Raw genomic sequence first — 14,802 nt, 5'->3', positions numbered from 1 at the left:
ATCGGGGCAACAAGGCGTGCGTTCAGGGCGGGAAGACCGTTGTCAGGAAGTCCACCTCACGCGCCCAGGTGGCGGGATCGAACAAGGCTTCGTGGCCCGCGCCGTCGATGGCCACGAAGGTCTTGGGGTCATTGGCGGCGGCAAACAGGCGCTGGCCGAACGCGAAGGGGATAACCTCGTCGCGGGTGCCGTGCAGCACCAGCAGGGGCACGGTGATCTGGCCGATGCGGGGCTGGGATTGAAACTGATCGCGCATCAAAAGGCGCACCGGCAGCCAGGGGTAGACCAGCGCCGCCACGTCGACAGCCGCGGTGTAGGGCGCTTCGAGGATCAGCGCGCCGACGGGGTGGTCTGCGGCAAGTTGCACCGCGACACCGGTGCCGAGGGATTCGCCCAACGCCACGATTTGCTGAGCGGGCACGCCTTGCGCGACAAGAAACGCGTGCGCGGTGCGCGCATCGGTGATCAGACCTTGTTCAGAGATCGTGCCGCTGCTGCCGCCATAGCCGCGATAGGACAGAAAGGCCGCGCCAAGGCCCTGTGATTGGTAGTAGGACAGCCGCGCTGCACGGTCGGCAATACTGCCTGCATTGCCGTGGAAAAACAGGATGGTGGGCCGATTTCCCTGCGCGGGGGCGTACCAAACGACCAGCGTTTCGCCATCAGGCGTGGTCAGGTTATGGGCCTGAACATCGGTCAGACCCGCTTCAACCGGCGTGGGGTTGCTGTGCGAGGGGAAGTACTGAAGCTGGCGCTGCATCACAAAAACGCTGAGCAAGGCTGCGGAATACAGCAGGGCGAGGGGCACCAGCGTCAGCTTGATCAGGATCATCGAGGGTGCCCCGCCGTGTTGATCGCCCTGCGATGGCGCTGCTTTGTCGCAACGGTTTCGCTTGTCGCGACCCGCCTAATATGGTTTGAACGGCCCCGTAAACAACGGGATTCTGCCCTTTGCGGCAGGGGTCCGCCAAAGCGGTGAAAAACCGCATGACGCGAACGGGAACAACACCATGCGCCTATCGACAGCGATGACCGCGATTGCCTCTGCCGGACTTACGAGCTTTGTGGCCGGTCAGGCCGCCGCCCAGCAAGCCCTTGAAATCATCGGGCAACCGATTGACGGAAAGATGGGCTTCCAGCCGGCCGCCACCAAGATTGCAACGGATTTGCAATGGCTTGACGGGATGCTGAACATCATCATGGGCGCGGTTGTGGTGTTCGTCAGCGGGCTGCTGATCTATGTGATCCTGCGCTACAATCAGCGGGTTCACCCCAAGCCCGCGACCTTTACCCACAATTCGCCGTTGGAAGTGGCGTGGACCGTGGTGCCGATCGTGATCCTGGTGTTCATCGGGGCGTTCTCGCTTCCGGTGCTGTTTGAAGAGCAGGAAATCCCGAAGGGTGACATCACGATCAAGGCCACCGGATACCAGTGGTATTGGGGCTATGAATACGTGGACGAGGATGTGGCGTTTGACAGCTACATGATCGGGTCGCCCGCGACGGGGGGCGATAACATGATGACGCCCGAAGTCGAGGCGCAACTGGTCGAAGCAGGCTACGCCAAGGAGCAGTTCCTGTTGGCCACCGATACGGCGGTTGTGGTGCCGGTGGGCAAGACCATCGTCGTGCAGGTGACGGGCGCAGATGTGATCCACTCGTGGAAGGTTCCGGCCTTTGGCGTGATGCAGGATGCGGTGCCGGGGCGTCTGGCGTCGCTGTGGTTCAGCGCGGAAAAGGAAGGCATTTATTTTGGCCAGTGCTCGGAGCTGTGCGGCCAGATGCATGCCTACATGCCGATTACGGTGAAGGTCGTCAGCCAAGCGGCGTATGATGCCTGGTTGGCAAAGGCCAAGGCCGGGGATTTCCAGCTGTCGCATGTGGTGACGGACGGCACGGTCAAGGTGGCCGCGAACGACTGAGCGGCGGCAACCGTTGATCGGAAGGCCCGGCTCTGCGGGGCCTTCGGTTTGTGCAAGTTAGGACTGACATGAGCGATATCGGCACCTTTGAGCGGACCCAGGACGCGCCTTACGAGGCGGGCTTTGGCGATTACGTTCAGCTTTTGAAGCCGCGGGTAATGTCGCTGGTGGTGTTTACGGCCCTGGTCGGCCTGTTGGTGGCACCGGTGTCGGTGCATCCGGTGGTGGCGTTTGCGTCGATCCTGTTCGTGGCGCTTGGTGCAGGCGCATCGGGTGCATTGAACATGTGGTGGGACGCCGACATCGACGCGGTGATGAAGCGCACCAAGGGGCGGCCTGTGCCGGCGGGCAAGGTTGCCGGCGGCGAGGCGCTGGGCCTTGGGCTGGCGCTGTCGGGCATCAGCATCGTGATGCTGGCGCTGGCGGCCAACCTGCTGGCGGCGGCGTTGCTGGCCTTTACGATCTTTTTCTATGCCGTGGTCTATTCGATGTGGCTGAAGCGGACCACTCCGCAAAACATCGTGATCGGCGGGGCTGCGGGGGCGTTCCCGCCGATGATCGGCTGGGTCTGCGCCACTGGATCAGTGTCGATCGAGGCGGTGTTGATGTTCGCGCTGATCTTCATGTGGACGCCGCCGCATTTCTGGGCGCTGGCGCTGTTCATGAAGGAAGATTACCACACTGCAGGCGTACCTATGCTGACAGTGACGCATGGCCGCCGCGCGACGCGGGCCTATATTCTGGTGTACACCATCCTTCTGGTGCCGGTGGCGATCTGGGCGGCGCTGACCTCGATTGGCGGGCCGTTCACGCTGGCGGTGGCGGTGGCGTTGAACGCGTGGTTCGTGGTTGGCGCCTGGCGCATCTGGCGGCGCGACGAGGCGGTGGCCGAGGGCGACAAATACGCGGTCGAGAAAGCGGTGTTCCGGTTTTCGCTGCTGTATCTTTTCCTGCAGTTCGGAGCGTTCCTTGTTGAGGCCGCGCTGAAGCCCTATGGACTGGGAGGCTGGTAAGATGAGCTTTCATCCCGAACACGAAATTCACAAGCGCCGCTTTGGCCGCAATGTTGGCGTCGGGCTGACGCTGGTGGCGTTTGTCGCGGTGGTGTTTGCGCTGACCGTGGTCAAGGTCACGCGCGGCGATCCGATGCAGGGGTATGATCATGTGATCCAGCCAGCATCCGCGCCGGTGGAGGCCAAGGAATGATTTTGCCGCAGCTTCAGGGCCCGAAACGCACCTTGTTGCAACTGGTGACCGTGGTGGTGACCATGGCGTCGCTGTCATTCGCCGCAGTGCCGTTCTACGATTGGTTCTGCCGGACGACAGGCTTTGGCGGCACGACGGGGGTGGCGGGCGCTTCGCAGGACGTGATCCTGGACCGCACGGTGAAGATCCGGTTTGATGCGTCGCTTGAGGCGGGAATGCCTTGGGAGTTTCGCCCGGTCGAGCATTCGATGGAATTGCGGATCGGCGAGACAGCGCTGGCGTTCTACGAGGCGCACAACCCGACCAGCCGCCCGGTGGCAGGCACAGCCAGCTATAACGTGTTTCCCTATTCGGCCGGCGGATACTTCATCAAGATCGCCTGTTTCTGCTTTACCGAGCAGGTGCTGCAGCCGGGCGAAACCGTTCTGATGCCGGTGACTTTCTATGTCGACCCCGAGATGGTGAACGACCCCGAAGCGCAGTTTGTGAAAGAGATCACGCTGAGCTATACCTTCCACGAAACCCCGCTGCCCGAAGTTCAGGCAGCGCTGGACCCGCCCGCTGCACCGGCAACGCCCGCTGCAGTGAACTGACGACAATAACGAGGGAACCCTCCGGCCATGGCCCACGCGAAGAACCACGATTACCATATCCTGCCGCCGTCGATCTGGCCGCTTCTTGGCGCCTTGTCCGGGTTTGTCATGCTGTTCGGGGCGGTGCTCTGGATGCACGGCTCTGCCCCATGGCTGGGCCTGATCGGCTTGGCCGGGGTTTTGTACGTCATGTTCGCCTGGTGGTCCGAGGTGGTGCACGAAGGCCAGACCGGCGATCACACACCGGTGGTGCGGCTGGGTCTGCGCTATGGTTTCATCCTGTTCATCATGTCCGAGATCATGTTCTTTTCGGCGTGGTTCTGGACGTTCTTCAAGCATCGGATGTACCCGATGGGCCCGGACAGTCCGGCGATTGACGGTGTCTGGCCCCCTGTCGGGATCGAGACGTTTGACCCTTGGCACTTGCCGCTGATGAACACGCTGATCCTGCTGCTGTCGGGCTGTGCCGCAACCTGGGCGCACCACGCGCTGGTGCATGAGAACAACCGCAAGGATCTGGTGAACGGCTTGATCCTGGCGATTGGCCTCGGCGTGATCTTCACCGGCATGCAGGCCTACGAATACAGCCACGCGGCGTTCGGCTTTGCCGGCAACATCTATGGCGCAAGCTTTTTCATGGCGACCGGGTTCCACGGGTTCCATGTGATCATCGGGACGATCTTCCTGACGGTGTGCCTGCTGCGCGCGCTGAACGGCCACTTCACGCCTGAACGCCATGTCGGATTTGAGGCTGCGGCCTGGTACTGGCACTTTGTTGACGTGGTCTGGCTGTTCCTGTTTGCGGCGGTCTATGTCTGGGGTCAGGGCTGATCTTTGCCGCTGGTCGAAACGGCAAGCGCGGGCCTGCGGGCCTGCGCTTTGCATTTGGGGGGCGGACATGATCCGGTCTGTTGCGTTTGCGGTGATCCTTGGGCTGGCCGGGGTTGGGGTGCTGATGTCGCTGGGCATCTGGCAGTTGCAGCGGCTGGAATGGAAGGAAGCCATCATCGCCGGGGCCGAAGCGATGATGGCTGATGCGCCGGTGCCTTTGCCGGCGGTGCTTGACCCGGTGGCAGACCGCTACCGCGCCGTGCAGGTGGCCGGACGCTTTACCGGCGAAGAGGCACATGTGCTGACCTCGTTGCGCGAGGAGGGGCCGGGATTTCTGGTGATCGCCCCGTTCGAGACGACCACAGGGCGGCGCATTCTGGTGGATCGCGGCTTTGTCCCTGAGGTGGAAAAGACCACCCCGCGCCCGGCGCATGCCGCCGAAGTGACGGGCAACCTGAACTGGCCGGATGACGTGAATTCCTCGACGCCGGCCTATGATGCGGGCCGGGCGATCTGGTATGGCCGCGATCTGGGCGGTATCGCGGCACTGTTCGGCACCGAACCGGTTTTGGTGATTGCCCGAAACGACACTGGCGACGGGATCATGGCGCAACCGGTGACGACAGCGGGCTTTCGCAACGATCATTTCAATTACGCGGTCACCTGGTTTTCGCTGGCGGCGGTCTGGCTGGGGATGACAGTCTATCTTCTGTGGCGTATCAGGGCGCGGACTGTGTGAAGGCGCATGCGATGAAATACATTTCCACCCGCGGTACGGCCCCGGCGTTGAGCTTTGGCGAGGCGATGATGACCGGCCTTGCCCGCGACGGCGGGCTGTACGTGCCTGATGCCGTGCCGGTGATGGCGGCGGGCGATATTGCGGCGTTGGCGGGACTTCCTTATGAGGAGGTCGCGTTCCGGGTGATGCGGCCCTACCTGGGCGGCTTTTTCGGCGATGACGAATTTCGCGGGCTGATTGAGGCGGCCTACAAGGGCTTTCACCACGTCGCCCGCGCGCCGATGGTGCAACTGGCCCCGAACCACTTCCTGCTGGAGCTGTTCCACGGGCCAACGCTGGCGTTCAAGGATTTCGCCATGCAGTTGATCGGACAGATGATGCAGGCGGCGCTGGCCAAGACGGGCGAGCGGATCACCATCGTGGGCGCCACCTCGGGCGATACCGGATCGGCGGCGATGGAGGCGTTTCGGGGGCTGGCCAATGTGGATGTCTTCATCCTGTTCCCGCAGGGGCGCGTCAGCGATGTGCAGCGTCGCCAGATGACCACGCCGGTCGAGGCCAATTGTCATGCACTGGCCATCGAGGGCGACTTTGACGAGGCGCAAGCGCGGGTGAAGGACATGTTCAACGATTTCGCCTTCCGCGACGGGGTGCGGCTGGCGGGGGTGAACAGCATCAACTGGGCGCGGGTGCTGGCGCAGGTGGTGTATTATTTCTATGCGGCGGTGGCTTTGGGCGCGCCGGGGCGGGCGGTCAGTTTCACTGTGCCGACGGGGAATTTCGGCGATATCTTCGCGGGCTACATCGCGCGTCGCATGGGCCTGCCGATTGAAAAGCTGGTGATCGCCACCAACCAGAACGACATTCTGGACCGCGCCCTGCGTACAGGCGGCTATGTCACGGATGGTGTGCGCCCGTCGATCAGCCCGTCGATGGATATTCAAGTGTCGTCCAACTTTGAACGCGCCTTGTTCGATGCTTACGGACACGACGGCGCGGCGGTGACCGCGCTGATGACCGAGCTGAAGGCCGGCGGCTTTACCATCAGCCAGGGCGCGCTGGAGATGCTGCGCGGCAGCTTCGCCTCGGGCCGCTGTTCCGAAGATGAGACGGTGGCGACGATCCGGCGGGTGTTTGCCCAGACGGGGGAGATCTTGTGCCCGCATTCCGCCGTTGGCGTGAAGGTGGCCGAAGATTATCTCGGGGCCACCCCGATGATCACGCTGGTCACGGCGCATCCCGCAAAGTTCCCCGATGCGGTGCAGGCGGCAATCGGCACGCGGCCCGCCCTGCCGCCACATATGGCAGACCTGTTTGATCGGCCCGAACGGATGACCCGCGTGCCGAATGATCTGAAAGCACTGGAAGCCCTGGTGCGCGAAAGGATTGCCCATTGAGTTTGCGTCTTCACAGCCTGCCCAACGGCTTTCGTATTGTGACCGAAGCGATGCCGGGGCTGAAATCGGCCAGCATCGGCATCTGGGTTGGTGCGGGCGGGCGGCATGAGTTGCCCCAGCAGAACGGCATCGCGCATTTCCTGGAGCACATGGCGTTCAAGGGCACCAAACGGCGCAGCGCGCTGCAGATTGCCGAGGAAATCGAGGATGTCGGCGGCTATATCAACGCTTACACCAGCCGCGAGATGACGGCCTATTACGCGCGCTGCCTGTCGGCGGATGTGCCGCGCGCGCTGGACGTGATTTCCGACATCGTGTTGAACCCGGTGTTTCGCAAGGCCGATATCGAGACGGAACGCCATGTCATCTTGCAGGAAATCGGTCAGGCCCTGGACACGCCGGATGACATCATTTTCGACTGGCTGCATGAGGTGAGCTATCCGGACCAGCCGTTCGGGCGCACCATTCTGGGGCCAGAGGAACGGGTACAGGCATTCTCGAAACGCGATTTCGAGGCCTTTGTCGGCCAGCATTACGGGCCGGACCAGATGATCCTGTCAGCAGCGGGCGGGGTGTCGCATGACGACATCGTGGCAGCCGCCGAGGCGATCTTTGGTGGGCTGAAACCGGTCGGCGGGGCCAAGGTTGCGCCCGCCCGGTTTCACGGGGGCGAGCGGCGCGAGATAAAGGATCTGGAGCAGGCGCATTTCGCGCTGTCGTTCGAGGCGCCCGGCTACCGCGACGACAAGGTCTATGCCGCGCAGGTCTATTCGACCGCGCTGGGTGGCGGCATGTCGAGCCGGCTGTTCCAGAAGATCCGCGAAGATCGCGGGTTGTGCTATTCGATCTATGCCCAATCTGGTGCCTATGAGGATACTGGGCAGGTCACGATCTATGCCGGCACCTCGGGCGAGGAGATCGGCGATCTGACGCAACTGACCATGGACGAGCTGAAGCGCGCCGCCGATGACATGACCGAGGCCGAGGTGGCGCGCAGCCGTGCGCAGTTGCGGGCGGGGCTGCTGATGGGGCTGGAAAGCCCGTCAAGCCGGGCTGAACGCAATGCGCGGCTGTTGTCGATCTGGGGTCGGGTGCCGGATGTCGACGAGGCGGTGGCCAAGATCGATGCAGTCAGCACGGCCGACGTGCGCAGCTATGCCGGCGAAATGGCGGGCGCGCGGGTGGCGCTGGCGCTGTATGGCCCGGTCGGCGCTGCACCGGGGATAGATGACATTCGCCGGGGGCTGCTGGCCTGATGCTGGGCTTCAAGCGCAGGGTCAGGGTCGAAACCGAGCGCATGACGCTGCGGTTGCCTGAACACGCCGATTGGCGGCAATGGTCAGACCTGCGTGAAACAAGTGCCGCGTTCCTGGCGCCGTGGGAGCCGAACTGGGCCAGTGATCATCTGGCGCGCCGTGCATTCACCAACCGGGTCTACTGGGCGCAGCGGGCCGAGGCGCAGGGTACCGCATTGCCGCTGATGCTGGTCCGGCGAGAGGATCAAAAGTTGCTGGGCGCTTTGACCTTGGACAACATTCGCCGGGGGCCGGCTCAGGCCGGGACGCTGGGCTACTGGATCGGCCAGCCGTTTGCGCGCAAGGGTTACATGCGCGAGGCTATTCTGGCGTTGACGCATCACGCCTTTATCAACCTTGACCTCAGCCGCCTTGAAGCCGCCTGCCTGCCGGAAAACGTGGCCTCGCGCGGGGCGCTGGAGAAGTGCGGTTTCAAGTACGAAGGCGTGGCGCAAAGCTATCTGCAGATCAACGGGCGCTGGCGCAATCATGTGCTCTACGCCAACTTGCGCGGTGATCGGCGGGGACGGACGGATGCCGGCTAGGCTCGCTTTGCTGCGCGGCGTCAACGTGTCGGGGGCCAACAAGCTGCCGATGGCAGAGTTCCGCGCGCTGCTGACAGGGTTGGGTCTGCACCGGGTTGAGACGTACATCCAAAACGGCAATGCAGTGTTTGACAGCGATCTTGCCGCGCAAGATCTGGCGCGCGTGATCAGCGACGGGATTGGTGCTGCATTCGGGTTCGCGCCGGCTGTGCTTGTGCTGGACGCGACGGAGCTTTCCGATGCCCTGAACGACCATCCCTTCACCGGGGCCGCGCCGGAAAAGGTGCATGTGTTCTTTCTGCAGACCGCGCCGGACGCGCTGGATGAGGATGCGCTGCGCCGGCTGGCTGCGCCGGGTGATGGGTGGCACCTGTCCGGGCGGCGGTTCACCTTGCACACTCCGGGTGGCGTTGGGGCGTCAAGGCTTGCGGCCAAGTTGCCCAGCCTTCTGCCGGTGCCGATGACCGCCCGCAACCTGCGCACCGTTGCTGCACTTTGCACCATGGTCGCGGCACGCGGCTGACCTCGCGCAGCCGTGAACAGATGGATGCGTGACGTTTGCGCATTCCGGGTTAGCTTTGCGCCAACAAGCGAGGTGACCGATGCGCGCATTCCTGATGTTCGGGCTGCTGTTGGCAACGCCCGCGCTGGCACAAGACCGCCTCGCCTCGCATTGTCTGGCCCTGGCCGAGGGGCCTGAGACGGTGCAGCCCACTAAGTTAGGCGAAGGGCTGGACAAGGACCACGTTCTCATCCGCTATCTCGATCATGCAAGCTTTGCGATCGTGTCCGATGACGGGTTGGTGGCGGTGACAGATTACACCGGCTACCTCGGCACCGTCGATCTGGTGCCCGACGTGGTGACAATGAACAACGCCCATTCCACGCATTGGACATCGGACCCCGATCCGCGCATTCCGCAGATCCTCAAGGGCTGGGGCGAAGGTTCGGCGCCGGCACAGCACCGGCTGGACCTTGGCGGCATGCTGATCCGCAATGTCACCACCGACACGCGCGGACCGTTTGGCGAAGGGGCGCGCAAAGACGGCAACTCGATCTTTATCTTCGAGGTTGGGGGCCTTTGCATTGGCCATCTGGGCCATCTGCACCAGATCCCCTCGGCCGAGCAATATGCGGCAATCGGTCGGCTGGATGTGGTGATGGTGCCGGTGGATGGCGGCTATACCATGCGCCTGCAGGACATGGCCGGGGTGGTTCAGCGGCTGCGCGCCTCGATCGTCATCCCGATGCACTGGTTTTCCGATCAGTCCCTGCAGGCGTTTCTGACCGAGATGTCGGGCGAGTTTAACGTGGTTGAAACCGGTGGCAGCCAGATCGACCTGTCGCGGCGTGATCTGCCGGGCAGCCCAACGATCCTGGTGCTGGACCCCGCCTATCTTGACTGACGCATTTTCGGGTGGCGAGCCTGTGGGGCCGCGTCTAGGAAGGGCGGGAAGGAGAGCGCCATGCTGAACCCCTGCGATCCTGCCTTTGTGGCCGCGCTTGCCAGCCGCCTGCCTGACGGCACGCTGAGCGATCCTGAACCCCGGTACCTGACCGAACCGCGTGGCCGTTGGCTGGGCAAGGCTGGCACCATTGCCCGCCCCCGCAGCGTGGCCGAGGTGGCCGAGATCGTGCGCAGTTGTGCCACGTCGCGGGTTGGAATCATCCCCTGGGGCGGCGGCACCGGGCTGGTTGGCGGGCAGATCATGACCGAGGGGCCAACGCCGCTGGTCCTGTCACTGGAGCGGATGGCGGGCTTGCGCGGGGCGTATCCAGCCGAGGATGTGCTGGTGGTCGAGGCGGGCATGATCCTTGCCGACGCGCATGCCGAAGCGGCCAAGCTAAACCGTCTGTTCCCGCTGACGCTGGCGTCCGAAGGTACCTGCCGGATCGGCGGCAATCTGGCGTCGAACGCCGGGGGGCTGAATGTGCTGCGCTATGGCAACGCCCGCGATCTGTGTCTGGGGCTGGAGGTGGTGCTGCCCGATGGCACGGTGTGGAACGGGCTGACGCGGCTGCGCAAGGACAATGCCGGCTACGATCTGCGCCATCTGATGATCGGGTCGGAAGGCACGCTGGGGGTGATCACGGCGGCCAGTCTGCGGCTGCATCCGATTCCGGCTTCGAAGGTTGTGGCGATGCTGGTGGTGCCGGACCCGGCAGCGGCACTGCGGCTGCTGGGGCTGGCAGGCGGCCGGTTGCCGGGCATGATTTCGGCCTTCGAGCTGATCCACCGGACCGGCTTTGACTTTCTGGCCGAAACGCTGCCGGATTTGCGCGCGCCGTTCGATCCGGTGCCAGACTGGCTGGTGCTGATCGAACTGGGCCTGCCGGCGGGGCTGGAACTTGAACGGGCGATGGCCTCGCTCTATGATGAAGCGTCGGATGCCGGTCTGGTGCTGGACGGCGTCATCGCCACGTCTGCGGCGCAGGCCGCTGCCTTGTGGCATCTGCGCGAAGCCATTCCCGAGGCCAATCGTCGTATCGGGGCGGTGTCCAGTCACGATATCTCTTTGCCGCTGTCTGCGGTGCCAGATTTCATCAGGGCCGCCCCGGCGGCGCTGGCGGGGCTTGGCGAGTGGCGGATCAACTGTTTTGGCCATCTGGGCGACGGCAACCTGCATTACAACGTGTTCCCGATCAAGGGCCGCAGCCGCAAGGACCATGATCACCAGCGCGAGGCGGTCAAAACCTGCGTCCATGATCTGGTGCATGCGATGGGCGGATCGGTTGCCGCCGAACACGGGGTTGGTCGGCTGAAGACGGGCGATCTTGCCCGTTATGGCGATCCGGGCAAGCTTGCTGCGATGCGGGCGATCAAGGCAGCGCTTGATCCGCATGGCATCATGAATCCGGGCGCGGTGCTGGCCAGAAACTGACCCCTGGCATTTGCGCTTTGCAATAAATACTCCCGCGCGACGCGCGCGAAGACAAGCGGGCCTTGCCCGCGCCGGCGACACAAAAGACGTGCCGAGGAACGCGGCTCCGCCAGAAAACCGTCAGAGCAAAAAAGGTCCATGAATGAGATCACCCCACCGGGTGGGTGCCCGGCGGGGTGTGGGGTGGTATTTGGTCACGTGTTGCAAGCAGCGTGTCCGCCGGGGTGGGTAGCCCCGGCTTGCCAAGTGTTAAAGTGATTCTCTTTCTACAGGGTTAATGGCAATCGCCCCGTCACAGCCCGTCAAATTGGCACAGCGCATGGACATCCATGCCCAAGGCTTCCAGCCGCTTTCGCCCGCCAAGCTCTGGCAGATCCACCACAAATGCGCAGCCCACCACCTCGGCCCCCAGCCGTTCGATCAGCCGGATCCCGGCTTCGGCGGTGCCACCGGTGGCCAGAAGATCGTCCACCAGCAACACCTTCTCGCCCGGGCTCATCGCGTCGTCATGCACCTCGACCACCGCCTCGCCGTATTCCAGCGTATAGGCTTGCGAAATGGTCTGGCCCGGCAGTTTGCCCTTCTTGCGGATCGGCACAAAGCCGGTCGACAACTGGTGCGCCACCGCGCCACCAAGGATGAAACCGCGCGCCTCCAGCCCCGCGACCTTGTCGATCCGCAACCCGGCATAGGGGGCAAGCAACTGGTCAACGCACATCCGAAACCCGCGCGGGTCGGCGAACAGCGTGGTTACATCGCGAAACAGGATCCCCTCATGCGGAAAGTCCACGATGGTGCGGATGTAGTCCTTGACGGTTCTGGCTTTGCTCATCGGTCTTTCTCAGTTCTGGGGCGGGTAGATCCAGCGCAACAGTGCTGCATCCTGCCCGGCGATGGTTGTCGTAAGGTTGGAGGTCTGCGACAGGATCGACACCCCTTCATAAGCCGGGTTCTCGATGTCAAAAAGTGGGCCGAGCGACTGGGTGATTTCCTCCAGCATGACGGAGGGCAAGTCCTGGTCGGTGATCGTGGTCGAGATGAGGATCACGGCCTCGTTGATCTGGTTGGCATCATCGGACCAGACCGTCATGTAGCCCACCCCCATCACGCCGGGGCCGGAAAAGCCGGGGACTTCGGTCAGTACGCTGCCTTCGGGCAGGGCCGTCGGGATCACCTTGATGTCGGCATCGGGGCTGTTGCTGCGCAAGATCGTGATACCGGCCTTGGTGCCATTGATCTGGTCCAGCGCGGGGTCGATTGCCGCCAGCAGCCTGGCCTCGAATGCCTCCGGGACCGGGTCGGTTCCTGCCACCAAGGCAATCCGAAGCATGCGCTTGCCCCAACGCTGCACCGGTCCCTTGCAGGGCCCACCCGGAACCGCGCCGCAGGTTACAAGGCGAAAGAACTCGATGTCCGACAGCAGGCCTTGCGACACGATGCCATCGGTCTGGCCTTGCGCGCAGGCGGGCCCGCCAAGGCAAAGCAGCACAAGACCGGCCCGCAGCATCACAGCACCCGCGCCGCGATGGCATCGAGCCGGGCCAGCAGGGCGGGATCGCGGTGGTCGGGTGCCGTCATGATGGCGTGATCAAGGGCGTGGTCGCAGCCATGCGGGCAGGGTGCGTGCGTGCGACCCAGTTGCGCCGGCAGGCGGGCAACCAGACCGCGCGCATTGGCGGAATTGGCGGCCAGCGTCTTGATCACCATGGCCACGTCGACGGCCCCGTGGGTGTCATGCCAGCAGTCGTAATCGGTGACCATGGCCACTGATGCATAGCAAAGCTCGGCCTCACGGGCGAGGCGGGCCTCGGGCATGCCGGTCATTCCGATCACATCCGCGCCCCAGCTTTGGTAAAGGCGGCTTTCTGCGCGGGTCGAAAACTGCGGACCCTCCATCGCAAGATAGACAGCGCCGGTGTGCACCGTCAGCCCGCCCTCGCGCGCGGCCTGTGCGCAGGCTGCCCCCAGACGTGGGCAGGTCGGGTCAGCCAGACTGACATGCGCCACGCAGCCGGGGCCAAAGAATGACGCCTCGCGCGATACTGTGCGGTCGATGTACTGATCCACGATCACGAAATCGCCTGGTGCAAAGTCCTGGCGCAGACTGCCGACAGCAGACACGGCGACAAGGTCGGTGCAGCCCAGCCGTTTCAGCGCGTCAATGTTGGCGCGGTAGGGCACCGAGGCGGGGGAATGCACATGCCCGCGCCCATGGCGGGGCAGAAAGGCCATGGGCACACCTTCCAGCCGGCCCACCAGAATCTCGTCCGAAGGTTTGCCGAAGGGTGAATTGACGCGCACCCAACTGGCCCCTTCCAGCCCATCGATCTGATAGACGCCAGAGCCGCCGATGACGCCGATCATGGTCTGCATAGCGGATTCCCCGTGCCGGTTCGAGGCGCAGTCTAGGCGGCGGGGTGGCAGGCGGAAAGGGTGGAAATGCGGATCATGCGGGGGGTGGTACGCGGGATAATCCCGGCTACTGTCAGGCGCGGGGATAAGATCGGCGTTCGGGGCCAAGCTGCCTTTGCGTCACGCCATAAAGGCGATTGTGCTGCCGGTCAGGCTTAAACCCATAGGCTAGATCAGCGACAGGAACGGATGATACCCGTAGCCGATCGGCGCTGCCCTGTGGCAAGCCAACCCCCGTGGCGATGTGCAAACGGACGGTCACTGCCCCTGCGAGGCGCCTGTTCTTCTTTGATCCGGCGGGCTTCAGCCTCGTGCCCCATCCGCGTCAGAACGGCGACGACTTGGCCACAGGGTTGCGGCAGAAAATGGCCGTCCCGGGTGTCACATCGCGCCAGACAGGGCAACCGCGCCTCCGCGTCCACCAGATTGTCGACATGCGCCGACGAGATGTGAATTTCACCCTCCGCAATTGTCACCGACAGCCAGAGGAACTCGGCCGCGACACACATTGGCTGGCCGGAAAAAGCGTGTCCCCGGCGGGGGCTCGGGGCGTGTCCACGCGTGGACACTTTTTGGGTTATTGATTTATATAGGAAAAATAATCCGCATTCATGAATTGTTTACGCTTGCCCGCTGCAGGGTTCGAATACTCTCTCCAAAGCGCGCAGTCGGTGCTGGGATGCGCAGGGTCAGATCAGCCCGTATTGCCGTGCCTTGCCGCGCAGGAATGGCAGGCCTTCGCCGATCACCTGATCGGTGCTGTCGGCCACTGGCCGCCAGACTGACAGGCCCCAAGCCAATTCCGGCGGCATGTTGATGAAGCTTTCCATCGCCAGCCCGCCGGTGAACCCGATGGCGGCGAGGGCGGCAAAGATCTCGTCCCAGTCGCAGGTGCCATGGCCGGGCGTGCCCCGGTCGCTTTCCGACAGGTGGATGTAGCGCAGGTGGTCGCGCGCGGCGAGGATGCCGTTGGCCGCGCC

The 14,802-nt window shown here is 63.7% G+C and carries 16 protein-coding genes and 1 pseudogene; 12 read left to right on the top strand and 5 right to left on the bottom strand.

Annotated elements, in window-relative coordinates:
* Positions 1–22 precede the first annotated feature (22 nt).
* Entirely contained in the window at positions 23–832 is an 810-nt protein-coding gene (locus RMO18_RS20020; RefSeq protein ID WP_309668282.1) for an alpha/beta fold hydrolase, read from the bottom strand.
* Positions 833–1,010: 178 nt separating this feature from the next.
* On the opposite strand from RMO18_RS20020, the gene coxB reads away from it, so the two are divergent.
* From coxB to RMO18_RS19960, 12 genes are all read left to right on the top strand, one after another.
* Entirely contained in the window at positions 1,011–1,922 is a 912-nt protein-coding gene (gene coxB / locus RMO18_RS20015; RefSeq protein ID WP_309668281.1) for a cytochrome c oxidase subunit II, read from the top strand.
* A gap of 68 nt (positions 1,923–1,990) precedes the next feature.
* The gene (cyoE, locus tag RMO18_RS20010; RefSeq protein ID WP_309668280.1) at positions 1,991–2,935 is read left to right on the top strand and encodes a heme o synthase; all 945 of its coding nucleotides are present in this window, start codon (positions 1,991–1,993) and stop codon (positions 2,933–2,935) included.
* Position 2,936: 1 nt separating this feature from the next.
* Positions 2,937–3,128, top strand: coding sequence for a hypothetical protein (locus tag RMO18_RS20005; protein WP_309668279.1), 192 nt, complete (start codon positions 2,937–2,939; stop codon positions 3,126–3,128).
* Positions 3,129–3,130: 2 nt separating this feature from the next.
* The gene (locus RMO18_RS20000) at positions 3,131–3,721 is read left to right on the top strand and encodes a cytochrome c oxidase assembly protein (protein ID WP_309668278.1); all 591 of its coding nucleotides are present in this window, start codon (positions 3,131–3,133) and stop codon (positions 3,719–3,721) included.
* 27 nt (positions 3,722–3,748) lie between these two features.
* Positions 3,749–4,552: a cytochrome c oxidase subunit 3 gene (locus tag RMO18_RS19995; protein ID WP_309668277.1), complete on the top strand. Its 804-nt coding sequence runs from the start codon at positions 3,749–3,751 to the stop codon at positions 4,550–4,552.
* Positions 4,553–4,619: 67 nt separating this feature from the next.
* Entirely contained in the window at positions 4,620–5,291 is a 672-nt protein-coding gene (locus tag RMO18_RS19990; protein ID WP_309668276.1) for an SURF1 family protein, read from the top strand.
* 11 nt (positions 5,292–5,302) lie between these two features.
* A complete protein-coding gene (thrC, locus tag RMO18_RS19985; protein ID WP_309668275.1) occupies positions 5,303–6,688 on the top strand; it encodes a threonine synthase in 1,386 nt (461 codons plus the stop codon).
* Positions 6,685–7,944 carry a pitrilysin family protein gene (locus tag RMO18_RS19980; RefSeq protein WP_309668274.1) on the top strand — a complete coding sequence of 420 codons (1,260 nt, stop codon included), beginning with the start codon at positions 6,685–6,687 and terminating at the stop codon, positions 7,942–7,944. Before thrC ends, RMO18_RS19980 begins: the two co-directional genes overlap by 4 nt.
* A complete protein-coding gene (locus tag RMO18_RS19975) occupies positions 7,944–8,528 on the top strand; it encodes a GNAT family protein (protein WP_309668273.1) in 585 nt (194 codons plus the stop codon). Before RMO18_RS19980 ends, RMO18_RS19975 begins: the two co-directional genes overlap by 1 nt.
* Positions 8,518–9,051 carry a DUF1697 domain-containing protein gene (locus tag RMO18_RS19970; RefSeq protein WP_309668272.1) on the top strand — a complete coding sequence of 178 codons (534 nt, stop codon included), beginning with the start codon at positions 8,518–8,520 and terminating at the stop codon, positions 9,049–9,051. The genes RMO18_RS19975 and RMO18_RS19970 overlap by 11 nt, the downstream gene beginning before the upstream one ends.
* A 79-nt stretch (positions 9,052–9,130) precedes the next feature.
* On the top strand, positions 9,131–9,934 hold the full coding sequence (locus RMO18_RS19965; RefSeq protein WP_309668271.1) for an MBL fold metallo-hydrolase: 804 nt from the start codon (positions 9,131–9,133) through the stop codon (positions 9,932–9,934).
* Between the two features lie 60 nt (positions 9,935–9,994).
* Positions 9,995–11,410, top strand: a complete 1,416-nt coding sequence (locus RMO18_RS19960; RefSeq protein ID WP_309668270.1) for an FAD-binding oxidoreductase — start codon at positions 9,995–9,997, stop codon at positions 11,408–11,410.
* A gap of 292 nt (positions 11,411–11,702) precedes the next feature.
* Here the strand turns inward: RMO18_RS19960 and RMO18_RS19955 are convergent, their stop codons facing one another.
* From RMO18_RS19955 to RMO18_RS19940, 4 genes and pseudogenes are all read right to left on the bottom strand, one after another.
* A complete protein-coding gene (locus RMO18_RS19955; RefSeq protein WP_309668269.1) occupies positions 11,703–12,242 on the bottom strand; it encodes an adenine phosphoribosyltransferase in 540 nt (179 codons plus the stop codon).
* Positions 12,243–12,251: 9 nt separating this feature from the next.
* A complete protein-coding gene (locus RMO18_RS19950; protein WP_309668268.1) occupies positions 12,252–12,917 on the bottom strand; it encodes a DUF2927 domain-containing protein in 666 nt (221 codons plus the stop codon).
* Entirely contained in the window at positions 12,917–13,783 is an 867-nt protein-coding gene (locus RMO18_RS19945) for an S-methyl-5'-thioadenosine phosphorylase (protein WP_309668267.1), read from the bottom strand. Before RMO18_RS19945 ends, RMO18_RS19950 begins: the two co-directional genes overlap by 1 nt.
* Positions 13,784–14,511: 728 nt before the next feature.
* A pseudogene (locus RMO18_RS19940) lies at positions 14,512–14,802 on the bottom strand (sugar phosphate isomerase/epimerase); the annotation flags it as partial.

The organism is Tabrizicola sp. (genome assembly GCF_031377265.1).
In the GTDB taxonomy this organism is placed as follows: Bacteria; Pseudomonadota; Alphaproteobacteria; order Rhodobacterales; family Rhodobacteraceae; genus JAUYQR01.
The sequence above is the reverse complement of the archived record's forward strand: the minus strand, read 5'-3'. Positions and strand labels throughout refer to the sequence as shown.